The sequence below is a fragment of the Pseudomonas sp. NLJ1 genome (genome assembly GCF_049486705.1).
GTDB classification, from domain to species: domain Bacteria; phylum Pseudomonadota; class Gammaproteobacteria; order Pseudomonadales; family Pseudomonadaceae; genus Aquipseudomonas; species Aquipseudomonas inefficax.
Map to the genome: position 1 here is coordinate 2599990 of NZ_CP137735.1, position 25776 is coordinate 2625765.

Below are 25776 nucleotides of genomic sequence, written 5' to 3' on the forward strand. Positions count from 1 at the left end.
GATGTCGCGCCTGAATCACACCCTGCGCCTGGGCCTTAAAGAGCTGACCAGCCTGCGCCATGACAGCGTACTGCTGTTGTTCCTGCTGTATGCCTTCAGCGTGGCCATCTACATGCCGGCGGCGGGCTCGGTAATCGGCGTGCACAACGCCAGTGTCGCGATAGTGGACGAAGACCACAGCCTGCTCTCGCGCAAACTCGGCGAAGCCTTGCAACCGCCCGAGTTCCAGCCCGCCGCTCCGCTGGCCGCAGAGCGCCTGGACCAGGCCATGGACAGCGGCCAGTACACCTTCGTGATCAACGTGCCGGTGAGTTTCCAGAGCGACCTGCTGGCCGGGCGCTCGCCGGAGCTGCAGATCAATGTCGACGCCACAGCCATGAGCCAGGCCTTCATGGGGGCTGGCTACATCGGCCGCATCTTCGAACGCGAGTTGCTCGACTACAGCCAGCGCAACAATACGCAGAGCCCGGTGGTAATTAACGCCAAGGCCCTGTTCAACCCCAACCTGGAGGGTGGCTGGTTCCTGGCGGTGATCCAGATCGTCAACAACATCACCATCCTGGCGATCATCCTCACCGGCACCGCGCTGCTGCGCGAACGCGAGCACGGCACCCTCGACCACCTGCTGGTGCTGCCGCTGACCGCGCTGGAAATCATGCTGGCGAAAATCGCCAGCAATGCGCTGGTGGTGGTGATCTGCACCTGGATTTCGCTGGTGGTTGTGGTCAAGGGTGCGCTTGGCGTGCCGTTGGTCGGCTCGATGGGGCTGTTCCTGGCAGTGACCGCGCTGTACCTGTTCGCCAGTACCGCACTAGGGATATTCCTCGCCACTCTGGCACGCTCGACGCCGCAGTTCGGCCTGCTGGCGATCCCGGTGATCATCCCGATGCTGTTGCTGTCAGGCGGCAGCACACCACTGGACAGCATGCCGCAGTGGTTGCAGTGGGTGATGCAAGGGTCGCCGTCGACTCACTTCGTCAGCCTTGGCGCCGCAATCCTGTTCCGTGATGCCGGGTGGACGGTGGTGTGGCCGGACATCCTGGCGCTGGCCGTGATCGGCCTGGTGTTCTTCGCCGTGGCGCTGGCGCGGTTTCGCCGTAGCCTGGCGTCCTGACCCGCGCATACCCGGCTCAAAATCTGAAGTTTGCGCGATTCCTGTGGGAGCGGGTTTACCCGCGAATACCGGCGCAGCCGGTGCCATGCACCGCGTTGGATTCTTCGCGGCTAAAGCCGCTCCCACGGGATCGCGCCACAGTGCGGATTGCGCTGCTCCTGAGAGAGCCGGCTTGCCGGTCACTGCACGATCAGGTTGTTGAACAGCAGGTCCTCAACAATCGGCTTGCCCTCTTCGGCTTCCATCACCTGCTGCACCTGCTTCAGCGCTTCCTGGCGAAGATGCTCCTTGGCTTCGACGTTGCTCATGCTGTCCACCGACTGCTGGGTGAACAGCGCCACCAGCTGGTTGCGGATCAGCGGCTCATGGTGCTTCACCGCCTTCGCGGCTTCGTCGCCGGTCACTCGCAGGGCCACATCGGCCTTGTACACGCGCAGCCGCGGGCTGCCGTCGAGCGCATAGTTGCCGACAAAGGGCGGGCTCAGGCTGATGTAGGCGACCTTGGGCGCCCCTTCCTTGGCTTCCTCGGCCATGGCCGCAGCCGGCAGCAGCAGCGCCAGCACCATCAAGATCCACGCTTTCACAAATTCGCTCCTCAATACAGTTGGCGCCAGCTTACCCAGCATGCCCTTCAAACCCAAGCCCGGGCTAGTGCCGCCACTTATGCCCGCACATCAGGGCGGGCCATGCTCGTTGACCCGGCAGGCGGCCTTCCTACACTTATCGGCCACGACCCGCAAAGGAATAGCCCCGATGAAAGCTGTGTTGTGCAAAACCCTGGGCCCGGCGCGCAACCTGGTGCTGGAAGAAGTACCCAGCCCGGTGCCGAAGAAAAACGAAATCCTGCTGGATGTGCATGCCGCCGGGGTCAATTTCCCCGATACCCTGATCATCGAAGGCAAGTACCAGTTCCAGCCACCGTTGCCGTTCTCCCCAGGCGGCGAGGCGGCGGGCGTGGTGGCCGCAGTCGGGGAAAAAGCCGGCGCGTTCAAGGTCGGCGAACGGGTCATGGCGCTGACCGGCTGGGGTGCGTTCGCCGAGCAGGTGGCGGTGCCGTTCTACAATGTGCTGCCGATCCCCCCGAGCATGGACTTCACCACTGCTGCAGCGTTCGGCATGACCTACGGCACCTCCATGCACGCCCTGCGCCAGCGCGGCCAGTTGCAGGCGGGCGAGACCCTGCTGGTGCTGGGCGCTTCCGGCGGGGTCGGGCTGGCGGCGGTGGAGATCGGCAAGGCGCTGGGCGCGCGGGTGATCGCGGCGGCCAGCAGTGCGGAGAAACTGGCTGTGGCCAAGGCAGCCGGGGCAGATGAACTGATCGACTACAGCCAGGCCAGCCTGCGTGAGGAGATCAAGCGCTTGACGGGTGGCCAGGGCGTCGACGTGATCTACGACCCGGTGGGTGGCGAGTTGTTCGAGCAGGCGGTGCGCGGGCTGGCCTGGAATGGCAGGTTGCTGGTGGTGGGCTTTGCCAGCGGGGCCATCCCGCAGCTGGCGGCCAACCTGGTGTTGCTCAAGGGCGCGGCGGTGCTCGGGGTGTTCTGGGGGGCGTTTGCCCAGCGTCAGCCGGAGGACAATGCGGCCAACTTCCGGCAGCTGTTTGCCTGGCATGCCGAAGGCAAGTTGAAGCCGCTGGTGTCGCAGACTTATCCACTGGCTGAGGCAGGGGCGGCCATTGAGAGGCTGGGGCAGCGGCAGGCTGTGGGTAAGTTGGTGGTGCTGGCCAGGTAAGACAGTTCCGGCCTTTTCGCGGGTGAACCCGCTCCCACAGGGACCGCACCGCCCTCAAGGAATGTGCAGTACCTGTGGGAGCGAGTTCACCCGCGAAGAGGCCGGCACAGGTAATCAAACTTCCCGCAGGTTATGGCAGCGCCTGAACCGCGCCTCCAGGTTGCGATCGGGCATCTGGTGGCTGCGCAGGGCATTCAAGGTCTGTTCGACGTAATCACGCGTGGTGCCATAGCGCCCCTTGGCACTGGCCAGGATCTGGCTGAGCAGTGTGTCCGGCAGGTTCCCGGCGTAGCACGGTAAATGCCGCTCCAGCACGAAGCCCAGAGCCTGCACCTTGCTGCCATCACCCAAACGGCAACTGAGCCAGTGCGGCCGGTACGCCGGGTATGGCATCTCGCGCTGCCACAGGGCCATCAGCGAATCGTCCAGGGTGCTTTCATCCAGCCGGTAGGCAAAACCACTGCAGGAGCCACCACGGTCCAGGCCGAACACCAGGCCGGGGGTTTCCGGCGTGCCGCGGTGTTCGTGCGACCACAGGTACAAGCCTCGGTGGTAACCATGCACTCGAGCGCGTTGGCGTTCCACCGAGTTGCACTCCGGCCGCCAGATCAACGAACCATAGGCGAACAGCCACACCGGCCCACCCTGATGGCGAGACATGGTTGTCTTCATGGAACTGAACAACTGTTCGCGAGTATGTTGCTGACCGAAGTCGAGTGTCGGTGGATATGGAACTTCCCAGGACATACTTTCAAGTGCCGACATAAGCTGCCGCCATTATCCCTGTGAACTACGGATGTAGCGAGATTCGATTACGATGCACCCCAAAGCCTCTGTACCAGGGGCGCTTGCAGTAACCATAGGACAGAAGTGCAGGAATACTCAAGCCCTCGCGCCAGAGTTTCATCCGCGCTCCCGACGACTGGAAAGTACTGTTTCGGCAACTGCGAAAGTTATTGGCCAAGGCGGTAACAATTACCGCCTTATACCCATACTTTCAAACTTCGGTTATTAGCCGCGTGGCGCGTAGGCAAAAACATCTGCGCGCATGCGATGCGCATCCATGCCGGCTTCGACCAAGGCGTCGAGAGTGGCATAGATCATGTTCGGCGAGCCGCTGGCATATACATGCACGCTGTTGAGGTCGGCGATGTCCTCGCAAACAGCCTCATGCAGCATGCCGCAACGGCCTTCCCAGCCGCACAGGTCGCTGACCACCTGGTGCAGGAACAGGTTGGGCAGGCGCTGCCATTCGTCCCAATGCTCGATCTGGTAGAAGTCCTCGGGCCGGCGCACGCCCCAGTACAGGTGCACCGGGTGCTTGAAACCCTGAGCCCGGCAATGCTCGACCAGGCTGTGCATCTGGCCCATGCCGGTGCCAGCAGCAATCAGCACCAGCGGCCCGTCGGGCAACTCGGCCAGGTGGGTGTCGCCGAACGGCATTTCGATGCGAGCCAGACCGTCGCGCTTGAGCTGCTCGATAAGTTGCAGCGCACTGGGCTCGCGCGCCAGCACATGCAGCTCCAGCTCGCGCCCGGCATGGGGTGCGGAAGCCAGCGAAAATGCCGCCTGCTTGCCGCCTTCGCGTTCGATCATCAGGTACTGCCCCGCGTGGTAGCGCGGCGGCCTGCCAGCCGGCGCGCGCAACCGCACGCGCCAGACGTCGCCACCGACCTCGACGCACTCACTGACACTGCACGCCAGTTTGCGCACCGGCAGCTCGCCCAGGGCGAGCACACCATCCCAGAGCAACACGCAATCCTCCAGCGGCTCGGCAATGCAGGTGAACAGCTCGCCATGGTCGCGGACTTCGCCGTCCTGGCGTACCCGGCCTTCGACCAACAACGCGGCGCAGACATGGCAATTGCCATTGCGGCAGCTGTTCGGGCAGTCATAGCCCAGCCGCCGCGCTCCATCCAGGATCCGTTCCCCGGGTTCGAGCGCCAGCACCGCCCCGGACGGCTGCAACGTTACCTGCATCAATCTATTCCCAACTGATCCCACAGCTCATCGATACGGCGGGTGACGGCCTCGTCCTTGACGATGACCCGTCCCCATTCGCGTGTAGTCTCGCCCGGCCACTTGTGCGTGGCGTCCAGGCCCATCTTCGACCCCAGCCCGGATACCGGCGACGCGAAGTCCAGGTAGTCGATCGGGGTGTTGTCGATCATCACCGTATCACGCTTGGGGTCCATGCGCGTGGTGATGGCCCAGATCACATCATTCCAGTCACGGGCATTGATATCGTCATCGGTGACAATAACGAACTTGGTGTACATGAACTGTCGCAGGAACGACCATACACCCAGCATCACGCGCTTGGCGTGGCCCGGGTACTGCTTTTTCATGGTCACCACCGCCATGCGGTACGAGCAGCCTTCCGGCGGCAGGTAGAAATCGACGATTTCCGGGAACTGCTTCTGCAGGATCGGCACGAACACTTCGTTCAGCGCCACGCCGAGGATCGCCGGTTCGTCTGGTGGGCGACCGGTGTAGGTGCTGTGGTAGATCGGTTTCTGCCGATGGGTGATGCGCTCGACGGTGAACACCGGGAAGCTGTCCACTTCGTTGTAGTAGCCGGTGTGGTCGCCGTATGGGCCTTCCGGGGCCATTTCGCCCGGGTGGATCACACCCTCCAGGATGATTTCGGCGGTGGCCGGCACCTGCAGATTGCTGCCCCGGCACTTGACCAGTTCGGTGCGGTTGCCGCGCAGCAGGCCGGCGAAGGCGTACTCGGAGAGGGTGTCCGGCACCGGGGTCACGGCGCCGAGGATAGTGGCCGGGTCAGCGCCCAGGGCCACGGCCACCGGGAACGGCTGGCCAGGGTTCTTCTCGCACCATTCGCGGTAGTCGAGGGCGCCGCCACGGTGGCTGAGCCAGCGCATGATGACTTTGTTGCGGCCGATCACCTGCTGGCGGTAGATGCCCAGGTTCTGGCGGTCCTTGTTCGGGCCGCGGGTGACTGTGAGCCCCCAGGTGATCAGCGGCGCCACATCGCCCGGCCAGCAGTGCTGGATCGGCAGAGCGCCGAGGTCGACATCGTCCCCCTCGACCAGCACTTCCTGACACACTGCATCCTTGACCACTTTCGGCGCCATCGACACGACTTTCTTGAAGATCGGCAGCTTGGACCAGGCATCCTTCAGGCCCTTCGGCGGCTCGGGCTCCTTGAGGAAGGCCAGCAGCTTGCCGATCTCGCGCAGTTCATCGACCGACTCGGCGCCCATGCCCATGGCCACGCGCTCCGGGGTTCCGAACAGGTTGCCCAGCACCGGAATGTCGAAGCCGGTGGGTTTTTCGAACAGCAATGCCGGGCCCTTGGCACGCAGGGTGCGGTCGCAGACCTCGGTCATTTCCAGGACGGGGGAGATCGGAACCTGGATGCGCTTGAGCTCGCCGCGCTGTTCCAGGCCACGGATGAAGTCGCGCAAGTCGCGATACTGCATGCAGGAGCCTCGTATTGGCCGTATCGGTCGGGGTGCAGAGTGTAGCGCCGTTCGGGCTCTGTTTGGGGGCAAAAATGCATTGGGGCCGCTTCGCGACCCATCGCGACACAAGGCCGCTCCTACAGGTTACGTATTCCCTGTAGGAGCGGCCTTGTGTCGCGATGGGCTGCAAAGCAGCCCCAATCAATCCCGAACTGAAACGCTTACTTGCGCTTCATCGACAGGAAGAACTCATCGTTGGTCTTGGTCTGCTTGAGCTTGTCGACCAGGAACTCGATGGCGGCGATTTCGTCCATCGGGTGCAGCAGCTTGCGCAGGATCCACATGCGCTGCAGTTCGTCGTCGGCGGTCAGCAGCTCTTCGCGGCGAGTGCCGGAACGGTTGATGTTGATGGCCGGGAACACGCGCTTTTCAGCGATGCGGCGATCCAGCGGCAGCTCCATGTTGCCGGTGCCCTTGAACTCTTCGTAGATCACCTCGTCCATCTTCGAGCCGGTTTCGACCAGCGCGGTGGCGATGATGGTCAGCGAACCGCCTTCCTCGATGTTACGCGCGGCACCGAAGAAACGCTTCGGCTTCTCCAGGGCGTGGGCATCGACACCACCGGTCAGTACCTTGCCGGAGCTCGGGATCACGGTGTTGTAGGCACGCGCCAGACGAGTAATGGAGTCCAGCAGGATGACCACGTCCTTCTTGTGCTCGACCAGGCGCTTGGCCTTCTCGATCACCATTTCGGCAACTTGCACGTGGCGGGTTGGCGGCTCATCGAAGGTAGAGGCAACCACTTCGCCGCGCACGGTGCGCTGCATTTCGGTCACTTCTTCCGGGCGCTCGTCGATCAGCAGGACGATCAGGTGGCACTCGGGGTTGTTACGGGTGATGTTGGCCGCGATGTTCTGCAGCATGATCGTCTTGCCCGCTTTCGGCGGGGCAACGATCAGGCCACGCTGGCCTTTGCCGATCGGGGCGCACAGGTCGATGACGCGGCCGGTCAGGTCTTCGGTGGAGCCGTTACCGGCTTCCATCTTCAGGCGCTTGTTCGGGAACAGCGGCGTCAGGTTTTCGAACAGGATCTTGTTCTTCGCGTTTTCCGGGCGGTCGAAGTTGATGGTGTCGACCTTCAGCAGGGCGAAGTAACGCTCTCCTTCCTTCGGCGGGCGGATCTTGCCGACGATGGTGTCGCCGGTACGCAGGTTGAAACGGCGGATCTGGCTGGGCGAGACGTAGATATCGTCAGGGCCGGCCAGGTAGGACGCATCAGCCGAACGCAGGAAACCGAAACCATCCTGGAGGATCTCCAGCACGCCGTCACCCGAGATCTCTTCGCCGCTTTTCGCGTGCTTCTTCAGCAGGGCGAAAATCACGTCCTGTTTGCGCGAACGGGCCATGTTTTCGATGCCCATCTGTTCGGCCATTTCCAAAAGATCGGTAATCGGCTTTTGCTTGAGTTCAGTCAGGTTCATAAGGGGAGTGACGTAATCATGTAAGAAGGGAGAATTAAGCTTCTGGCTTAATGAGGCCGCGCCGCTAGATGGCGACAGGATCGCGTACTGATTCGAATTAGGGATGCTTCGGCGACGGCATGTAGAGGGCACTGGAGAAGCAGTGCGAGGCCGAATGTAACACTTGCTTTTTTCTGCGTCTAGTGCTCTGAAAAAGAAAAGCCCCGCATCTGCGGGGCTTTTCCACATCACAGGTGGGCGTCGAGGAACGCGGCCAGCTGCGATTTGGACAGGGCGCCGACCTTGGTGGCTTCGACGTTGCCGTTCTTGAACAGCATCAGCGTCGGGATACCACGCACGCCGTGCTTGGCCGGGGTTTCCTGGTTCTCGTCGATGTTCAGCTTGGCGACGGTCAGTTTGCCCTCGTAGGTAGCAGCGATGTCGTCCAGTACCGGAGCGATCATCTTGCATGGACCGCACCATTCAGCCCAGTAGTCGACCAGTACGGCGCCTTCGGCCTTAAGGACATCGGCTTCGAAGGAGGCGTCGGTGACATGTTTGATCAGATCGCTGCTCATGGATATCTCCAGGGTCGTAAGCAAAAAAACGTGGCCCATGATAGCCGCACCCACGCCCGACAGGAAGCCGCGGACGATTGAGTGTAACTATAGTTGTGCAAGACGCCACGAATCGAAACTGTCACACAAACGTCATAGCATCGAATGGCACATTGCCTTGCATCAAGGCCAGCTCAACGGCTTTGTACCACGCGTTGGCGACAGCCTGCTATCGTGGCACGATTGCCAGGTTAACGACCGAGAACAACCAGATCATGCCGCATACCATCGCGAAGAACCTGTCCCTGATCGCCGCCATCGACCTTGGCTCCAACAGTTTCCACATGGTCGTGGCCAAGGCCCACCATACCGAAATCCGCATTCTCGAGCGGCTCGGCGAGAAGGTTCAGTTGGCCGCCGGCATCGACGAAGACCGCAAGCTCAGTGAAGAGGCAATGGAACGAGGCCTGGATTGCCTCAAGCGCTTTTCCCAACTGATCAACGGCATGCCGGCAGGCTCCGTGCGCATCGTCGGTACCAACGCCTTGCGCGAAGCGCGCAACCGCAACGAATTCATCCAGCGCGCCGAAGCCATCCTTGGCCACCCGGTCGAGGTGATTTCCGGCCGTGAAGAAGCGCGCCTGATCTACCTGGGCGTGTCGCACACCCTGGCCGATACCCCCGGCAAGCGCCTGGTGGCCGATATCGGCGGCGGCAGTACCGAGTTCATCATCGGCCAGCGCTTCGAGCCGCTGCTGCGCGAAAGCCTGCAGATGGGCTGCGTCAGCTTCACCCAGCGCTACTTCCGCGATGGCAAGATCACCCCGGCCCGCTACGCCCAGGCCTACACCGCCGCGCGCCTCGAGCTGATGAGCATCGAGAATGCCCTGCACCGCCTGACCTGGGACGAGGCCATCGGCTCGTCCGGTACCATTCGTGCCATCGGCGCTGCCATCAAGGCAGGTGGCCTGGGCAATGGCGAGGTCAACGCCGAGGGGCTGGCCTGGGTCAAGCGCAAGCTGTTCAAGCTGGGTGAGGTCGACAGGATCGACTTCGAAGGCGTCAAGCCGGACCGCCGCACCATCTTCCCCGCGGGCCTGGCAATTCTCGAAGCGATCTTCGATGCCCTGGAACTGCAGCGCATGGACCACTGCGACGGAGCCCTGCGCGAAGGCGTGCTGTTCGACCTGCTGGGCCGCCACCACCACGAAGATGTGCGCGAACGCACCCTGAACTCGCTGATGGAGCGCTACCACGTGGACCAAGGCCAGGCCGCGCGCGTCGAGCGCAAGGCGCTGCACGCTTTCGACCAGGTGGCCGCCGCGTGGGACCTGAAAGACGGGAACTGGCGCGATCTGCTGGGCTGGGCCGCGAAAGTGCACGAAATCGGCCTGGATATCGCCCACTACCATTACCACAAGCACGGCGCCTACCTGATCGAGCACTCCGACCTGTCAGGCTTCTCCCGCGAGGACCAACAGATGATGGCCTTGCTGGTGCGCGGCCACCGCCGCAACATTCCCAAGGACAAGATCGCCGAACTGGGCGAGGAAGGGGTCAAGCTGCTGCGCCTGTGCGTGCTGCTGCGCTTCGCCATCCTTTTCCATCACATCCGTGGCAACCAGCAGATGCCCAAGGTAGAGCTGAAGGCTGGCGATAACAGCCTGGATGTGGTGTTCCCCGCCGGCTGGCTGGAACAGAACCAGCTGACCCAGGCCGACTTCGCCAACGAGGCGGAGTGGCTGGCCCGGGTCGGCTTCGTCCTCAGCGTACGTTGAGGACCGGGTTGCTCAGGCGCTCCAGCAGGGTCGCCTGGGCACTACGCGGGTTCTGGTTGCCGGTTGGCGTGCTGCGCACGTAGCGCCCGTCCGGCTGCAGGGTCCAGGCGTGGGTGTTGTCGGTCAGGTAGCCTTCCAGCTCCTTCTTCACCCGCAGCAACAGCTTCTTGCCTTCCACCGGGAAGCAAGTCTCGACGCGCTTGTCGAGGTTGCGCTCCATCCAGTCGGCACTGGACAGGTAGATCTGCTCTTCGCCGCCATTGAGGAAGTAGAACACTCGCGTGTGCTCGAGGAAGCGGCCGATGATGGAGCGCACCTGGATATTGTGCGAAACCCCCGGAATACCTGGGCGCAGGCAGCACATGCCACGCACCACCAGATCGATCTTCACGCCCGACTGGCTGGCCTTGTACAGCGCCTTGATGACCTTGGCGTCGGTCAGCGAGTTGAACTTGGCAATGATATGCGCCGGCTTGCCTTCGAGGGCGAACTGGGTTTCGCGCGCGATCATGTCGAGCATGCCCTTCTTCAGGGTGAACGGCGCGTGCAGCAGTTTCTTCATGCGCAGGGTCTTGCCCATGCCGATCAGCTGGCTGAACAACTTGCCGACGTCCTCGGTGAGGGCGTCGTCGGAGGTTAGCAGGCTGTAGTCGGTGTACAGACGGGCGTTGCCGGCGTGGTAGTTACCGGTGCCCAGGTGCGCATAACGCACGATCTCACCCTGCTCGCGGCGCAGGATCAGCATCATCTTGGCGTGGGTCTTGAAGCCGACCACGCCGTAGATCACCACCGCACCGGCCGCTTGCAGGCGGCTGGCCATCTGCAGGTTGGACTCTTCGTCGAAGCGTGCCCGCAACTCGATCACTGCGGTGACCTCCTTGCCGTTACGCGCCGCGTCCACCAGCGCATCGACGATTTCCGAGTTGGCCCCGGAACGGTACAGCGTCTGGCGCACGGCAAGCACATGTGGGTCCTTGGCGGCCTGGCGCAGCAGGTCGATCACCGGGGTGAAGGACTCGAACGGGTGCATCAGCAGGATGTCCTGCTTGCCGATCACGCTGAAGATGTTGTCGGCGTTGACCAGCAGCTTGGGGATCGCCGGGGTGAACGGCGTGTACTGCAGCTCGGGGTGGCTGTCCAGGCCGGTGATGCTGAACAGGCGGGTAAGGTTGACCGGGCCGTTGACCTGGTACAGCTCGCTTTCGCTGAGGCTGAACTGCTTGAGCAGGTAGTCCGACAGATGTTTCGGGCAGGTGTCGGCTACTTCCAGGCGCACGGCGTCACCGTAGCGGCGCGAGAACAGCTCGCCGCGCAGGGCGCGAGCCAGGTCGTCGACCTCTTCGGAGTCCAACGCCAGGTCGGCGTTACGGGTCAGGCGGAACTGGTAGCAGCCCTTCACCTTCATGCCCTGGAACAGGTCGTCGGCGTGCGCGTGGATCATCGAGGACAGGAACACGTAGTTGGCGCCGGGGCCACCCACATCTTCCGGCACCCGGATGACCCGCGGTAGCAGGCGCGGGGCCGGGATGATCGCCAGGCCCGAATCGCGGCCGAAGGCATCGACACCCTCGAGCTCGACGATGAAGTTGAGGCTCTTGTTCACCAGCAGCGGGAATGGGTGAGTCGGGTCGAGGCCGATCGGGGTGATGATCGGGGCGATTTCATCGCGGAAGTAGCGGCGCACCCAGGTCTTGAGCTTGGGTGTCCAGTAACGGCGGCGGATGAAGCGGATATGGTGCTTTTCCAGCTCCGGCAGCAGCACATCGTTGAGAATCGCGTACTGGCGCTCCACTTCGCTGTGCACCAGGTCGCTGATGCGCGCCAGCGCCTGGTGCGGCTGCAGGCCGTCGGCACCGGCCTGCTCACGGGCAAAGTTGATCTGCTTCTTCAGGCCGGCGACGCGGATCTCGAAGAACTCGTCGAGGTTGCTGGAGAAGATCAACAGGAACTTGAGGCGTTCGAGCAGCGGGTAACTCTCGTCCAGCGCCTGTTCCAGCACACGGATATTGAACTGCAGCTGCGAGAGTTCGCGATGAATGTACAGGCTGCTGTCGTCCAGGCCCGGGATGACGATCGCCGGGGCCGGCGCAGGGGCCGGAGCCGCAGCCTCTGCCACCGGTTCCGCGGCAGGCTGGGGGGCCGGCGGCAGGTCTGGCGGGGTCTGCACCATCTCTTCGGGGAGTTCCTGAGCATCCTTGATCGCGACAGGGGTTAGCACTTCATTATTCATCTGGCGTTCCTGAGGACGTTAACGCCCTATCATCTATTGAGCGGCAAGATAAGCGCCCATTATGACGCCTGTGTTACATGCCAGGGCAAGCCATGCCGCGTGGCTTCTGGCATTCTCCGAGCGGGAATTGTTCATGTCGAGACACATTTGGACACTTTCACGAACGCGCGCGAAGGGGTAGGCTTCGCGTTCATTTCGCCAGCACCTCAGAAAATGCTTCAACAATTCCTGCAGGATTTCGGCTACTTCGCCCTTTTTCTAGGCACCTTCTTCGAAGGCGAGACCATCCTGGTGCTTGCGGGATTCCTTGCGTTCCGCGGTTACATGGACATCAACCTGGTGTGCCTGGTGGCGTTTTTCGGCAGCTATGCCGGCGACCAGCTGTGGTACTTCATGGGCCGCCGCCACGGGCGCAGGATCCTGGCACGCAAACCGCGCTGGCAGGCGATGGGTGACCGGGCGCTGGACCACATCCGTCGCCACCCCGACATCTGGGTACTGAGTTTCCGCTTCGTCTATGGCTTGCGCACGGTCATGCCGGTGGCCATTGGCCTGTCCGGCTACCCACCACGCCGCTATCTGCTGCTGAACGGTATCGGCGCGGCCATCTGGGCAGTGGCCCTGGGCGCGGCCGCGTACCATTTCGGCGCCATCCTCGAAGGCCTGCTGGGCAACGTGAAGCGCTACGAGCTATGGGTGCTCGGTGGCCTGTTGGCGCTGGGCGGCCTGCTATGGCTGCGCCGGCGCTTCCGCACGTTGCGCGCGGAGCGCAAGGCGGCGGGCAAGGCCCAGGCCCCAGAGGCTGAGCAGGCTGTAAGCCACGAGCAGCAACCAGGCCAGCGGCACGACCACCGCTAGGCCCAGTGCGCCGGCCAGGTACAGCGCCGGCGCATTCGCCAGCAACCGTACCAGCTCCAGGCGCACGGCCCATGGCCGGTTCTCCAGCAGCGCGCCAAGCACGAACAAGCCAAACGCCATCAGCCCCCAGCCGAGCAACAGGGCGGCGGTTGGCACTCGCTCGGCTACCTCCATCAGATAGCTGCCCAGCGCCACGTAAACCACGAATTGCGCCGCCACATAGGCCTGCTGCGCGCGGCCCAGGGCAACCTCGAACTTGCGGAACAACGCCAGGTCCTGCTTGGCCTGTGGGTAGCGTGCGGCCACATCGGCCGGGCGCCAGCCGGTGGGCATGAACCAGATCCGCAGCTTGTCCCACAGGCTGTCAGCGCGCCGGGCATCGTGCCAGAGCTGGGCATAGAACTGCAGGTTGGCCCACAGCGGGTTCCAGCTGGCCAGCGGCGTGGTCACCCCGAACACCACCGGTTCGGCCGGGTCCTCCTCTTTGAAGGTGCCGAACAGACGATCCCAGAGAATGAACACGCCGCCGTAATTGCGATCCAAGTAAGCAGGATTTTGCGCATGGTGGACGCGATGGTTGGATGGCGTGATCAACACCCACTCGAGCCAGCCCAGCTTGGGAATGTGCCGGGTATGCACCCAGAACTGGTAAAGCAGGTTGAGCGACGCCACCGTGATGAACACCAGCGGCGGCACACCGAGCAACGCCAGCGGCAGGTAGAACAGCCACGAGAAGATGAACCCGCTGCTGGTCTGGCGCAGCGCCGTAGTGAGGTTGTACTCCTCGCTCTGGTGATGCACCGAGTGCGCAGCCCACAGCACGTTGCGCTCGTGGCCAAGACGGTGCAGCCAGTAATAGCAGAAGTCGTACAGGACAAAGGCCAGCAGCCACACCCACCAGGCCTGCGGCGGCAGCTGCAGCAACGCCATGTGCTCGAACGCCATGGCATAGGTCACCAGCCCCACCCCTTTGGTCAGCAACCCGGTACTGGTCGACAGCGCGCCGGTGCTGAGGCTGTTGATCGAGTCGGCCAGGGTGAAGTTGCGCTGGCCACGCACATGGTCGGCCAGCAGCTCGACGGCGATCAGCACGAAGAAGAACGGCACGGCCAGCAGAATCAGGTCCATGGGTACGACCTCAGACGTTATCCGCCAAGATTAGGCCGCGCTTGCGGGAATCCCTATGGCTACATCTGCCAAACTAGAGGACATTTAGCGCCTCGACACTGGAGTAAAAAGCATGACAAAAAAAGTAGCGGTGATTCTTTCCGGCTGTGGCGTTTATGACGGCGCCGAAATCCACGAAAGCGTGATCACCCTGCTGCGCCTCGACCAGCGTGGTGCGCAGGTGCAGTGCTTCGCGCCGAACATTGCGCAGATGCATGTGATCAACCACCTGACCGGCGAGGAAATGCCCGAGTCGCGCAATGTGCTGGTGGAATCGGCGCGCATTGCCCGCGGCGAGGTCAAGGACATCCGCGAAGCCAGGGCCGAAGACTTCGATGCGCTGATCGTGCCGGGCGGTTTCGGAGCGGCGAAAAACCTGTCCAACTTTGCCGTGGAAGCTGCCAACTGCAGCGTCCACCCGGATGTGCTGGCCCTGGCCGAAGCCTTTGCAGCGGCGTGCAAGCCGGTTGGCCTGATCTGCATCTCGCCGGCGCTGGCGGCGAAGATCTACGGGCCGGGTGTGGTCTGCACCATCGGTAGCGACGCGGGCACTGCGGAGACCATGACGAAGATGGGTGCTACCCATGAAGAATGCGATGTACACGACATTGTCGAAGACACCCAGCGCAAGCTGGTCACCACCCCGGCGTACATGGAGGCCAAGTCGATCAGTGAAGCGGCTGGAGGCATCTACAAGCTGGTGGACCGGGTGCTGGAGCTGACGCACGAGTAACCGGTGCAAGATCAGCATCTGAAGCGGTCCCTGTGGGAGCGGCCTTGTGTCGCGAAAGGGCCGCAGCGCGGCCCCGGCAATTCATGCGGCGAAGCTGAAATCCTGGGGCCGCTTCGCGGCCCTTTCGCGACGCAAGGCCGCTCCCACACGTCGCGCCCATCCCGCCAGCCGGGTCGTTTCAAGGCTTGGACAACCGGGCGATGATCCGGTCCAGCGCATTGGCAAACGCCTGCTTCTCACGCTCGCCATAAGGCGCCTGCCCTCCCCCCACCTGACCCTGCTCGCGCAGGCCGGTAAACAGGTTGCGCGCCGCCAGCCGATCACCCATGTTGCGCTCGTCGAACTCGCGACCGCGCGGGTCCAGCGCCGCCACGCCCTTTTTCACCAGGCGGTCGGCCAACGGCACGTCACTGCAGATCACCAGCTCGCCGGGCACGGCGTGCTCCACCAGGTAATCGTCAGCTGCGTCCATGCCGCTGGGCACCACGATCAAACGCACGATCGCGAACGCCGGCTTGGCCACAGCCTGGCCCGCCACCATCACTACCTCGAACTTGCGCTTGAGGGCGAACTTTACGATCAGATCCTTGGCCGCCTTGGGGCAGGCGTCGGCATCGATCCACACACGCATCGGAAAACCTCGCAATCAGCTTGAGGCCTCCATCATGCCTCAAGCGCAACGAAAGCTGGAGCAGCTGCCACGCACGTTGGGAAAATGGCGCCAATATTTCAATTGCCGCTTATCCGACCCCGCCACTCAGGCTAAACTCGCCACAGCTCCGCTGGCCTGCCCCGAGTGCGCAATGAACCACCCCCACGAAATCCGCCCTGACCTGGACGAAGGCATCGACCGCAAGGTCCTGGCGACATTGCGTGCGCGCTTTCTGCGGCTCAACCAGGGCCGGCTGCAGCGGGCCCTGGAGGGCCTGTCGACGCGCCAGCAACAGGTGCTGACGCTGCTGCCACTGCTGTTTCATGTGAACCACCCGTTGCTGCCGGGCTATGTCTCCGGCAGCACTCCCGCCGGCGTATCGGGCTACGAGCCGAGCGCCGACCTGGTAGTCGAGGCCCAGCGCCTTGCCCGCTCGTTCACCTACAAAGCCCGCCATGGCAATCCGCCGCGGCCGATCCACGGCCTGTTCCTGATGGGCAGCCTGGGCTCGCTGGCCCAGGCCGAGCACAGCGACATGGACCTGTGGGTATGCCACGCGCCCGGCCTGGCCGACGAGCAGCTGGGCGAGTTGCGCCGCAAATGCCAGCTGCTGGAGGCATGGGCAGCAAGCCTGGGTGCCGAGGCGCACTTCTTCCTGATCGACACGCAAGGTTTCGCCCAGGGCCAGCGCGAGGGCCAACTCGGTTCCGACGATTGCGGCACCACCCAGCACTACCTGCTGCTGGACGAGTTCTACCGCACCACTATCTGGCTGGCCGGGCGCACGCCTCTGTGGTGGCTGGTGCCGGTCTACCAGGAACACGATTACCACGCTTATACCCAGACTCTGCTGTCCAAGCGCTTTATCCGCAGCCAGGACGCCCTCGACCTCGGCAACCTCGCGCACATTCCGCCCGGCGAATTCGTCGGCGCCGGCTTGTGGCAGCTGTTCAAAGGCATCGACTCGCCCTACAAGTCACTGCTCAAGCTGCTGCTGACCGAGGCCTATGCCAGCGAGCACCCCGCCGTCCGCTGCCTGAGCCTGGACTACAAGCAGGCAGTGTTCGCCAACCAGCTCGACCTCGACGAGCTGGACCCCTACGTGATGGTGTACCGGCGCATCGAGCGTTACCTGCTGCAGCGCGGCGAACACGCGCGCCTGGAGCTGGTGCGGCGCAGCCTGTACCTGAAGGTGAACAAGAAGCTCAGCGACCCGGCCCGGGCCAATGGCTGGCAGCGCCGGCTGTTGCAGCGCCTGGCCGACGAGTGGGGCTGGGACCAGCGCCAGTTGGCCCTGCTGGACAGTCGCAACCAATGGAAAGTGCAGCAGGTTGCCGTCGAGCGCCGTGAACTGGTGGCCGAACTGAACCACAGCTACCGCTTCCTCAGCCAGTTCGCCCGCACCCAGAACGCCAGCAGCCGCGCCGACCAGCGCGATCTCAACGTGCTGGGCCGGCGCCTTTACGCAGCCTTCGAGCGCCGCGCCGGCAAGGTCGAAGTGATCAACCCCGGTATCGCCCCGGACCTGGCCGAAGGCACCCTGACCCTGGTCCAGGCGCCTAACCGCAAGGAGCCTGGCAGCTACCACTGGGAGCTCTACACCGGCAACCTGAGCCCTCATGAAGTGGACCACTTCAGCCCGCTAAAGCGCTGCCGCGAGCTGCTCGAACTGCTGACCTGGGCCCATCGCAACGGGGTGATCGACAGCAGCACGCGCCTGGCGCTACACCCAGGTGTCAGCGACCTGAGCGAATTCGAACTCTTCAACCTGGTGGGCTGCCTGCAGCAGAGCATCCCCCTGCCCTTGCCGACCGTCAGCGAAGTTCGCTTGCTGCAACCCAGCGTTGCCGAGGAAGTGCTGCTGCTGGTCAACGTCGCCATCGACCCACTGCGCCACCACCGCGACCTGAACATCCTGATGACCACCGAGCGCACCGACTCGCTGAGCTATGCAGGCGTGCGCGAAAACCTGGTTCTGACCCTGGACCAGGTCACCCTCAACAGCTGGAACGAGGTATTGGTCCAGCGCTATGACGGCGAGCACGCGCTGGTGCGCTGCCTGCGCGACTTCCTCAACAGCCCCGTGCTGCGCGGCCACCGTCCGAGGGTGCGGGTGCGCTGCTTCTGCCAGAGCCGCGCCCAGGCCATCGGCCAGCGCGTGGAGGAAATCTTCGACACCGTGCAGCTGCTGCTGGACCAGGGCCTGAACCACCGCTACCTGCTGCAGGTGGCCCAGCACACCCATGTGCTGGAGCTGCTGGCCGGACATGTCGGCCTTACCACCCTGGCCGAACATGAGGCGCTGCTGGACCACCTGGGCCAAGAGCGTAGTGCCTACAGCCCGTTGTACCTGGACGCCAACGCCCTGCAGGACCACGACCTGCACCTGGTGCTGGAGCAAGGTCGGCCAGCCTGCATCCAGGTGTTCTACCGCCTGCAGGGTGGCTGGGCCGAGCTGTACGTGCTGGATGAATACAACGCCCTGTGGCAGCAACGCCTGCCGCTGCACGACGAAGCCCACCTGCTGTTGCCGCTGCAGCGCTTCCTGCGCTCTGTGGTGATGCGCCGGGATGCCCGTCTGCCGTTGGACACTCAGCGCGCGGCCTCACTGGACATCCACTACGCGCAACTGTTGCCTTCCGGGCCAGGCAAGGCACGCAGCATCGAGCCGCGCCAGGCCCCGTTCGAGGGTAGCGACCAGCCTTACTACGAGGTGCAGGCAATCATCCAGGGCGGGGTGGCGGGTGCGGCGCACGTGACGCTGTACTGCGACCAGCAGGAGTTTTCCGAACTGGAGCATGGTGAGCAGCTGTATGCGGTGGTGGCCAGGCAGATCATCGGCCAGCGACGGGGTGCAGAGCAGTACCGCTGCTACATCACCGACCTGGACTTGTCCGAGTTGCTGGATGACCAGCTGGGGTCGACGCAGCTGTACCTGCGCTACAAGCGGGAGCTGGAGCAGGCTTTGAACGAGGGGTTGGAGCAGGTCCTGGGCGAATGACCCAATGCAGTACCTGTGGGAGCGGGTTCACCCGCGAACACCGGCAAAGCCGGTGCCATACACCGCGTCGCCTGCTTCGCGGGTGAACCCGCTCCCACAGGGTCCGTCATGGACCTGTGAATGCCTTCGTGATTCTACAGGTCGAAATCGCCCGCCGCTTCCGGCTGGTATTCCACTTCCAGCAGCTTCAGCTTGAGGGTCTTGCCCCCCGGTGCCGGCCAGTCGATCTGCTCGCCCACCGACAACCCGAGCAAGGCACAACCGATCGGCGCCAGGATCGAGACCTTGCCTTCCGGCCCGGCATCCTTCGGGTAAACCAGGGTCAGGTGGTAGTCCTTGCCGCTGGCTTCCTCACGGCAGTGCACGCGCGAGTTCATGGTCACTACGCCTGCCGGAACTTCCTCGTGACCGACCACCTGCTCGGCGCGGTCCAGCTCGTCCTGCAGGGCGAGCACACCCGGCGTACTCTCGTCGAGGCTGTCGATCAGACGCTCCAGACGTTGTACGTCCAATCGGGTGAGGATGAGGGAAGGCTTGGTGCTCATGATCCAGTCAGACTCCTTTGAACAGGCGGTTTTCATCGTGCAGATAAAGCAAAACCCCGCCCAAGGGCGGGGTTTGTGAAGGCTTTGGCGTCACCGACGCAGAACTCGACGTTACCACAGCCGGGTAAATACTCAAGCCCCTGCGATCAGTGTGCCTTAGCCTGGTCGCGCAGGGCCTGGGCCTCGCGGCAGATCTGCCGGCGCCGTTCGTCATCGGCCGAACGCCATTCGCGGATGTGCTCGACATGCCGATGGCAACCCGTGCAGACCCGCTGTTCGTCCAGCCGGCAAACGCTGATGCAGGGCGACGGCACTGCGGGGCTGACGTTGCTGTAGAGCGGCTTGGGCGGCCGGGCCTGGGGGCTGCTCATGTTCAGATCTCGTCGAAGTCCAGCTTCTCGCCGGCCCGCTCCCAGACGATGCGCTCGAGCATTTCGCCCAGCAGCTCTTCGCTCTTCTCGCATACCCACTTGCCGCTGTCTTCGTCGTAGTCGAAGTGGAAACCGCCGGAACGGTCGGCCAGCCACAGCTGGCGCAGCGGCTCCTGGCGGCTGAAGATCAGCGTGCTGCCGTTGTCGAACTTGACGGTCAGGACGCCAGCGGAGTTCTCCATGTCCAGGTCCAGGCCGCTCTCGTCGAACAGGTCCTCCAGGGCCTGTTGGGTAGCGTCGACCAGATCATGGAAACGCGCTTCACTCAAACTCATTGCAGGAACCTCGAAATTGGCTGCGTTACAGGCAAGCCCGGCAAGATACGGGCGCTTGCCACCGAATGCAAAGGTTTAGCCGTTGCCTTCACTGGCATGAACTCAAAGCCTGTGGGAGCGGGCATGCCCGCGAAGCAGGCGCCGCGGTGTGTGGCACCGGCTTTGCCGGTGTTCGCGGGCAAGCCCGCTCCCACAGGGCCCCTTGCAGGCGGTAAGAATAGCCCGCCCGGCGGGCCGGCCCTTGCATAGGCAAGCCGCCGGTCGCTCGGTATACTCGGGCGCAATACTGCATTTTTCTAAGGATTTCACCCATGAAGCGCCTGATTTCCTCCTTCGCGGCGCTGGTCGCTGTTGCCTGCCTCGTTTCGGCCTGCGGCCAGAAAGGCCCGCTGTATCTGCCTGAAGACGGCGATAACGGCAAAGCGCACAAGTCGCACCAGCACCAGCCAAAAGCCAAGCCGGCCCCGGTAGAGGAGCAGCAGCCCGAGCTGCAGTCCGAGCCCGAGCAGTCGCCAGCGCAGTAAGGAAACCAGATGAACGCTTTCAACTACCGCGACGGCGAGCTGTTCGCGGAAGGCGTGGGCCTGTCGGCCATCGCCGAACGCTACGGCACTCCGACCTACGTGTACTCGCGCGCCCACATCGAGGCCCAGTACCGCAGCTACGCCGACGCCCTGCAAGGCACCGAGCACCTGGTGTGCTTCGCGGTAAAGGCCAACTCCAACCTCGGCGTGCTGAACGTGCTGGCGCGCCTGGGCGCAGGCTTCGACATCGTTTCCGGCGGTGAGCTGGAGCGCGTGCTGGCCGCTGGCGGCCGTGCCGACCGCGTGGTGTTCTCCGGCGTCGGCAAGACCCGCGACGACATGCGCCGTGCCCTGGAGGTCGGCGTGCACTGCTTCAACGTCGAATCAACCGACGAACTGGAGCGCCTGCAAGTGGTGGCCGCCGAGATGGGCAAGGTTGCCCCGGTCTCGCTGCGGGTCAACCCGGATGTCGACGCCGGCACCCACCCGTACATCTCCACCGGCCTGAAAGAGAACAAGTTCGGCATCGCCATCGCCGATGCCGAGGCCATCTACGTGCGCGCCGCGCAGCTGCCGAACCTGGAAGTGGTCGGTGTCGACTGCCACATCGGTTCGCAACTGACCACCGTCGAGCCTTTCCTCGATGCCCTCGACCGCCTGCTGGTGCTGGTCGACCGCTTGGCCGAGTGCGGCATCCACCTGCGCCACCTGGACCTGGGTGGCGGTGTCGGCGTGCGTTACCGCGATGAGGAGCCGCCGCTGGTGGCCGACTACATCAAGGCCATCCGCGAGCGCGTCGGCGACCGCGACCTGGCCTTGGTGTTCGAGCCGGGCCGCTACATCGTGGCCAACGCCGGCGTCCTGCTGACCCGCGTGGAATACCTCAAGCACACCGAGCACAAGGATTTCGCCATCATCGATGCGGCGATGAACGACCTGATCCGCCCGGCCCTGTACCAGGCCTGGATGGGCGTCAGCGCAGTCAAGCCACGCACAGGGGAAGGCCGTGCCTATGACCTGGTCGGCCCGATCTGCGAGACTGGCGACTTCCTCGGCAAGGACCGCGTACTGAACCTGGCCGAAGGTGACCTGCTGGCCGTACAGTCCGCGGGCGCCTATGGTTTTGTCATGAGCTCCAACTACAACACCCGTGGCCGTTGCGCTGAAATCCTGGTCGACGGCGACCAGGCCTTCGAAGTACGCCGCCGCGAGACCATCGCCGAATTGTACGCTGGCGAAAGCCTGCTGCCGGAGTAAGCCCATGCTGCTGCGTTTTACCAAGATGCATGGGCTGGGCAACGACTTCATGGTCCTCGACCTGGTCAGCCAGCACGCGCACATCCAGCCCAAGCACGCCAAGCAATGGGGTGACCGCCACACCGGCATCGGCTTCGACCAGTTGCTGATCGTCGAGGCACCGAACAACCCGGAAGTGGACTTCCGTTACCGCATCTTCAATGCCGACGGCTCCGAGGTCGAGCAGTGCGGCAACGGTGCGCGCTGCTTCGCCCGCTTCGTGCTGGACAAGCGCCTGACCGCGAAAAAGCGCATCCGCGTGGAAACCAAGGGCGGCATCATCGAACTGGACGTGCAGAACGACGGCCAGATCAGTGTCGACATGGGCCCACCGCGCTTCAACCCTGCCGAAATCCCTTTCGTCGCCGACGAGCAGGCGCTGAACTACCCACTGGAAGTCGACGGCCAGGTGCATTCCATTGCCGCCCTGTCCATGGGTAACCCGCATGCCGTGCTGCGTGTCGATGACGTGCGCACCGCCCCTGTGCACCAGCTGGGCCCGAAGATCGAAAACCACCCACGCTTCCCGCAGCGGGTGAATGCCGGCTTCCTCCAGGTCATCGACCGCCACCGCGCCAACCTGCGCGTCTGGGAACGTGGAGCTGGCGAAACCCAGGCCTGCGGCACCGGCGCCTGCGCCGCCGCCGTAGCGGCGATCAGCCAGGGCTGGATGGACTCCCCGGTGTCCCTCGACCTGCCCGGTGGCCGCCTGCACATCGAATGGGCCGGCCCCGGCAAGCCCGTGCTGATGACCGGCCCAGCCGTACGCGTCTACGAAGGACAGGTTCGTCTCTAAGCGAGTAACCGCCATGACCGATCAGCCCCAGGTTGTACCCCAGCAGTCCGCCGAGCTCGATGCCGAAGCGGTGGTCGCCTATCTGCGCGCCCACCCCACCTTCTTCGCCGAGCACGACGAGTTGCTGATCGAACAGCGTATCCCTCACCAGCGTGGCGACAGCGTGTCGCTGGTCGAGCGCCAGCTCAAGCTGCTGCGCGACCGCAACATCGAAATGCGCCACCGACTGTCGCAACTGATGGATGTGGCCCGCGACAACGACCGGCTGTTCGACAAGACTCGCCGGCTGATCCTGGACCTGCTCGATGCTGGCAGCCTGGAAGAAGTGGTAATGGCGGTCGAAGACAGCCTGCGCCAGGAATTCCAGGTGCCCTTCGTCAGCCTGATCCTGTTCGGCGAAAATGTCGCGCCGGTCGGGCGCTGGGTGAGCAACGCCGAAGCGCAGCAGGCCATCGGTGCCCTGCTGGGCGGCGGCAAGACGGTCAGCGGCAACTTGCGCGAGCACGAGCTGGCATTCCTGTTCGGTGAAGAGCAGCGCCGGGAAGTGGGCTCCAGCGCCGTGGCAGCCTTGGAATACCAAGGCTTGCACGGGGTGCTGGCGATCGGCAGCCGCGACCCGCAACACTACAAGAGCAGCGTCGGCACGCTGTTCCTTGGCTACATTGCCGAGGTGCTTGGCCGCGTTGTGCCTCGCGTTACCCAGACCTTGCGCCCGGTACGCTGATGGAACGCCAGCTGGAGGCTTATTGCGCACACCTGCGCAACGAGCGCCAGGTGTCTGAGCACACCCTGCTGGGCTACCGCCGCGACCTGGACAAGGTGGTCGCCTACTGCAAGGAACATGGCATTGCCGGTTGGCAGGCGCTGCAGATCCAGCAGCTACGCCAGCTGATCGCCCGTCAGCACCACCACGGTCAGTCCTCGCGCAGCCTGGCCCGGCTGCTGTCGGCGGTACGTGGCCTGTACCGCTACCTGAACCGCGAAGGCCTGTGCCAGCACGACCCGGCCAGCGGCCTGAGCGCACCCAAGGGCGAACACCGGCTGCCCAAGGTGCTGGACACCGACCGCGCCCTGCAGTTGCTCGATGGCGGTGTCGACGATGACTTCATCGCCCGTCGCGACCAGGCCATCCTCGAACTGTTCTATTCGTCGGGCCTGCGCCTGTCCGAGCTGACCAACCTCGACCTCGATCACCTCGACCTTGCCGCCGGCCTGGTGCAGGTGCTGGGCAAGGGCGGCAAGGCCCGCGTGCTGCCGGTCGGGCGCAAGGCTCGCGAGGCATTGCAGGCCTGGTACCGCCTGCGCGGCATCGGCAACCCACGCGACCGCGCGGTGTTCATCACCCGCCAGGGCAACCGCATCAGCCCACGGGCCGTTCAGCAACGGGTGAAGGCGGCCGGTGAGCGCGAACTGGGCCAGCACCTGCACCCGCACATGCTTCGCCATTCCTTCGCCAGCCATGTGCTGGAATCGTCCCAGGACCTGCGCGCGGTGCAGGAGATGCTCGGCCACGCCGACATCGGCACCACGCAGATCTATACCCACCTGGACTTCCAGCACCTGGCTGCGGTGTACGACAGTGCCCACCCTCGGGCCAAACGCAGCAAAGGCACAGACTCATGAGCATCAAGCTGATCACCTTCGACCTCGACGACACCCTGTGGGATACCGCGCCGGTAATTGCCAGCGCGGAAGTCGTGCTGCGCGACTGGCTCGAAGCCAACGCCCCCATTCTCGGCGGCGTGCCGGTGGAGCACCTGTTCGCCATTCGCGAGCGCCTGGTGCAAGCCGAACCCGGCCTGAAGCACCGCATCAGCGCCCTGCGCCGACGAGTGCTGTTCCACGCCTTGGAAGAAGTCGGCTACAGCGAAAAACACGCGCAGGAACTGGCCAACGAAGGCTTCGAAGTATTCCTGCATGCCCGCCACCAGGTGGAGATTTTCCCGGAGGTGCAGCCGGTGCTGGAGATCCTGCGCCACCACTACACCTTGGGCGTGGTCACCAACGGCAACGCCGACGTGAGCCGCCTGGGGCTGGCGGACTATTTTCGCTTTGCCCTCTGTGCCGAGGACCTCGGCATCGGCAAGCCGGACCCGGCGCCGTTCCTCGAAGCCCTGCGTCGTGGTGACGTGGACGCCAGCGCAGCAGTGCACATCGGTGACCACCCGGGCGATGACATCGCCGGCGCCCAACGTGCCGGGCTGCGCGCGGTGTGGTTCAACCCTCAGGGCAAGGCGTGGGTAGGCGAACAGGCGCCGGACGCCGAGATCCAGCGCCTGTCGCAGTTACCCGACATCCTCGCGCGCTGGCGCTGACAGGGGCCGCCTCGCGGCCCATTCGCGGGTAAACCCGCTCCCACAGGGACCGTGCAGGCCCTAAGGCCTGTGGTGAACCTGTGGGAGCGGGTTCACCCGCGAAGAGGCCGGCAAGGGCAACACAAAACCAGCAGGCACAAAAAAGCCCGCAGCGACGGCGGGCTTTCTTGCGAACAGCCACTCAGATAGGGCGGCTGCCGTACTTGTTGTCCGGCTTCTTGGGTGGATCTGCGACCACGTTGGCCTCGACTTCCTGAACCTTGCCGCCGCGAGCGAGGAACTCTTCCATGGCCTTGGCCAGGGCATCACGCTCCTTCTGCTTGGCTTCCATGCTCGGCATCTCGTCTACCGCGACTGCGGCCTTGGATTTGCCCTTGGCAGCAGGTGCCGGGCTGCTGTCGTCATCGCCAGCGTCTTCGGCGCCGTCATCAGCTGCCGCTTCGAGGCCTTCATCACCCTCGTCTTCGTCGCCTACTTCGAGGTCATCATTTTCCAGATCGTCGTCGCTCATGTTCTACCTCATGACTTGCGAAAAGCAGGTTAGTTATAGACCAGTGCAGCCGTAGACCGGCAGCCACCAGTGAAAATTCAACTGGCCGTGGGTTAGGCCACTGCCCTAGGGTCGGCGCTCCTGATGGGAGGCGGCACCCAGCAGGCCCTGCTCCTGGCAGGACCTGACAAATCCTTTAGCCCCTGCTGGCCACACGCTACTGGCAAGCCTAGCAAAGGCTGGCGAAGCGTGTGGACTACTCGTCAAACACCCTTCGGCGCGCATTCTAGCGCGCCAGCAGAAAAAGCAAAGCACCATGAATGCTCTGCGTTTTGTAAGATTTCCGCCTACGTCGCGAACGTGTCGAATAAACCGTTTGCCGTGCGGGAAATGCT

General features: G+C 63.8%; 24 protein-coding genes and 1 pseudogene. 12 read left to right on the forward strand and 13 right to left on the reverse strand.

Annotation, left to right across the window (positions count from 1 at the left end; all coding sequences use genetic code 11):
• Window position 1 precedes the first annotated feature (1 nt).
• Complete coding sequence (locus tag R9B85_RS11645; protein ID WP_207877050.1) at window positions 2-1114, forward strand: ABC transporter permease; 1113 nt, start codon at window positions 2-4, stop codon at window positions 1112-1114.
• 179 nt (window positions 1115-1293) lie between these two features.
• Here the strand turns inward: R9B85_RS11645 and R9B85_RS11650 are convergent, their stop codons facing one another.
• Window positions 1294-1698 carry a flagellar basal body-associated protein FliL gene (locus tag R9B85_RS11650; RefSeq protein WP_025341058.1) on the reverse strand — a complete coding sequence of 135 codons (405 nt, stop codon included), beginning with the start codon at window positions 1696-1698 and terminating at the stop codon, window positions 1294-1296.
• Window positions 1699-1867: 169 nt separating this feature from the next.
• Between R9B85_RS11650 and R9B85_RS11655 the strand changes: the two genes are divergently transcribed.
• Window positions 1868-2845, forward strand: coding sequence for an NADPH:quinone oxidoreductase family protein (locus R9B85_RS11655; RefSeq protein ID WP_207877048.1), 978 nt, complete (start codon window positions 1868-1870; stop codon window positions 2843-2845).
• Window positions 2846-2959: 114 nt separating this feature from the next.
• On the opposite strand, the gene R9B85_RS11660 is transcribed toward R9B85_RS11655, so the two are convergent.
• The 5 genes from R9B85_RS11660 to trxA all read right to left on the reverse strand — a co-directional run bounded on the left by R9B85_RS11660 (window position 2960) and on the right by trxA (window position 8311).
• Window positions 2960-3610, reverse strand: coding sequence for a gamma-glutamylcyclotransferase (locus tag R9B85_RS11660; protein ID WP_112249851.1), 651 nt, complete (start codon window positions 3608-3610; stop codon window positions 2960-2962).
• A 246-nt stretch (window positions 3611-3856) separates the two neighbouring features.
• Window positions 3857-4825 carry a CDP-6-deoxy-delta-3,4-glucoseen reductase gene (locus tag R9B85_RS11665; protein ID WP_013974732.1) on the reverse strand — a complete coding sequence of 323 codons (969 nt, stop codon included), beginning with the start codon at window positions 4823-4825 and terminating at the stop codon, window positions 3857-3859.
• Window positions 4825-6291, reverse strand: coding sequence for a 4-hydroxy-3-polyprenylbenzoate decarboxylase (gene ubiD / locus R9B85_RS11670; protein ID WP_112249853.1), 1467 nt, complete (start codon window positions 6289-6291; stop codon window positions 4825-4827). Before ubiD ends, R9B85_RS11665 begins: the two co-directional genes overlap by 1 nt.
• 203 nt (window positions 6292-6494) lie before the next feature.
• Entirely contained in the window at window positions 6495-7754 is a 1260-nt protein-coding gene (rho, locus tag R9B85_RS11675) for a transcription termination factor Rho (RefSeq protein ID WP_003253661.1), read from the reverse strand.
• 227 nt (window positions 7755-7981) lie between these two features.
• On the reverse strand, window positions 7982-8311 hold the full coding sequence (gene trxA / locus R9B85_RS11680) for a thioredoxin TrxA (RefSeq protein ID WP_112249855.1): 330 nt from the start codon (window positions 8309-8311) through the stop codon (window positions 7982-7984).
• A gap of 254 nt (window positions 8312-8565) precedes the next feature.
• On the opposite strand from trxA, the gene ppx reads away from it, so the two are divergent.
• A complete protein-coding gene (ppx, locus tag R9B85_RS11685; protein ID WP_112249857.1) occupies window positions 8566-10068 on the forward strand; it encodes an exopolyphosphatase in 1503 nt (500 codons plus the stop codon).
• Here the strand turns inward: ppx and ppk1 are convergent.
• Window positions 10055-12298 (reverse strand): polyphosphate kinase 1, encoded by a 2244-nt coding sequence (ppk1, locus tag R9B85_RS11690; protein WP_112249859.1) that lies wholly within the window; start codon window positions 12296-12298, stop codon window positions 10055-10057. The two genes, ppx and ppk1, sit on opposite strands and share 14 nt — an antisense overlap.
• A 213-nt stretch (window positions 12299-12511) precedes the next feature.
• Between ppk1 and R9B85_RS11695 the strand changes: the two genes are divergently transcribed.
• Window positions 12512-13156, forward strand: coding sequence for a DedA family protein (locus R9B85_RS11695; protein WP_181457296.1), 645 nt, complete (start codon window positions 12512-12514; stop codon window positions 13154-13156).
• 549 nt (window positions 13157-13705) lie between these two features.
• On the opposite strand, the pseudogene R9B85_RS11700 reads toward R9B85_RS11695, so the two are convergent.
• Window positions 13706-14284, reverse strand: a pseudogene (locus R9B85_RS11700) (sterol desaturase family protein); the annotation flags it as partial.
• Between the two features lie 112 nt (window positions 14285-14396).
• Here R9B85_RS11700 and elbB point away from each other — a divergent pair.
• The gene (gene elbB / locus R9B85_RS11705) at window positions 14397-15056 is read left to right on the forward strand and encodes an isoprenoid biosynthesis glyoxalase ElbB (RefSeq protein ID WP_215520539.1); all 660 of its coding nucleotides are present in this window, start codon (window positions 14397-14399) and stop codon (window positions 15054-15056) included.
• Window positions 15057-15234: 178 nt separating this feature from the next.
• Here elbB and R9B85_RS11710 read toward each other — a convergent pair whose 3' ends face one another.
• Window positions 15235-15687, reverse strand: coding sequence for a YaiI/YqxD family protein (locus R9B85_RS11710; protein ID WP_423771031.1), 453 nt, complete (start codon window positions 15685-15687; stop codon window positions 15235-15237).
• Between the two features lie 172 nt (window positions 15688-15859).
• Here R9B85_RS11710 and R9B85_RS11715 point away from each other — a divergent pair, with 172 nt between their 5' ends.
• The gene (locus R9B85_RS11715) at window positions 15860-18709 is read left to right on the forward strand and encodes a class I adenylate cyclase (protein WP_112249867.1); all 2850 of its coding nucleotides are present in this window, start codon (window positions 15860-15862) and stop codon (window positions 18707-18709) included.
• A gap of 134 nt (window positions 18710-18843) precedes the next feature.
• Here R9B85_RS11715 and rnk read toward each other — a convergent pair whose 3' ends face one another.
• From rnk to cyaY, 3 genes are all read right to left on the reverse strand, one after another.
• Entirely contained in the window at window positions 18844-19254 is a 411-nt protein-coding gene (rnk, locus tag R9B85_RS11720) for a nucleoside diphosphate kinase regulator (RefSeq protein ID WP_016712630.1), read from the reverse strand.
• A 146-nt stretch (window positions 19255-19400) separates the two neighbouring features.
• Window positions 19401-19625, reverse strand: a complete 225-nt coding sequence (locus R9B85_RS11725) for a DUF1289 domain-containing protein (RefSeq protein ID WP_112249868.1) — start codon at window positions 19623-19625, stop codon at window positions 19401-19403.
• 2 nt (window positions 19626-19627) lie between these two features.
• Entirely contained in the window at window positions 19628-19960 is a 333-nt protein-coding gene (gene cyaY / locus R9B85_RS11730) for an iron donor protein CyaY (protein WP_051096329.1), read from the reverse strand.
• Window positions 19961-20271: 311 nt separating this feature from the next.
• Here cyaY and lptM point away from each other — a divergent pair, with 311 nt between their 5' ends.
• From lptM to R9B85_RS11760, 6 genes are read left to right on the forward strand one after another with little or no spacing between them, the layout of a single operon-like run.
• Complete coding sequence (gene lptM, locus R9B85_RS11735; protein ID WP_112249869.1) at window positions 20272-20484, forward strand: LPS translocon maturation chaperone LptM; 213 nt, start codon at window positions 20272-20274, stop codon at window positions 20482-20484.
• 9 nt (window positions 20485-20493) lie between these two features.
• Window positions 20494-21741, forward strand: a complete 1248-nt coding sequence (lysA, locus tag R9B85_RS11740) for a diaminopimelate decarboxylase (protein ID WP_063912185.1) — start codon at window positions 20494-20496, stop codon at window positions 21739-21741.
• Between the two features lie 4 nt (window positions 21742-21745).
• Window positions 21746-22576: a diaminopimelate epimerase gene (gene dapF / locus R9B85_RS11745; protein WP_207877046.1), complete on the forward strand. Its 831-nt coding sequence runs from the start codon at window positions 21746-21748 to the stop codon at window positions 22574-22576.
• Window positions 22577-22589: 13 nt separating this feature from the next.
• Entirely contained in the window at window positions 22590-23300 is a 711-nt protein-coding gene (locus R9B85_RS11750; protein WP_015272252.1) for a DUF484 family protein, read from the forward strand.
• The gene (xerC, locus tag R9B85_RS11755) at window positions 23300-24199 is read left to right on the forward strand and encodes a tyrosine recombinase XerC (RefSeq protein WP_112249871.1); all 900 of its coding nucleotides are present in this window, start codon (window positions 23300-23302) and stop codon (window positions 24197-24199) included. Before R9B85_RS11750 ends, xerC begins: the two co-directional genes overlap by 1 nt.
• Entirely contained in the window at window positions 24196-24891 is a 696-nt protein-coding gene (locus R9B85_RS11760; RefSeq protein WP_112249873.1) for an HAD family hydrolase, read from the forward strand. The genes xerC and R9B85_RS11760 overlap by 4 nt, the downstream gene beginning before the upstream one ends.
• Before the next feature lie 181 nt (window positions 24892-25072).
• Here R9B85_RS11760 and sutA read toward each other — a convergent pair whose 3' ends face one another.
• Entirely contained in the window at window positions 25073-25402 is a 330-nt protein-coding gene (gene sutA, locus R9B85_RS11765; RefSeq protein WP_112249875.1) for a transcriptional regulator SutA, read from the reverse strand.
• Window positions 25403-25776: the final 374 nt, after the last annotated feature.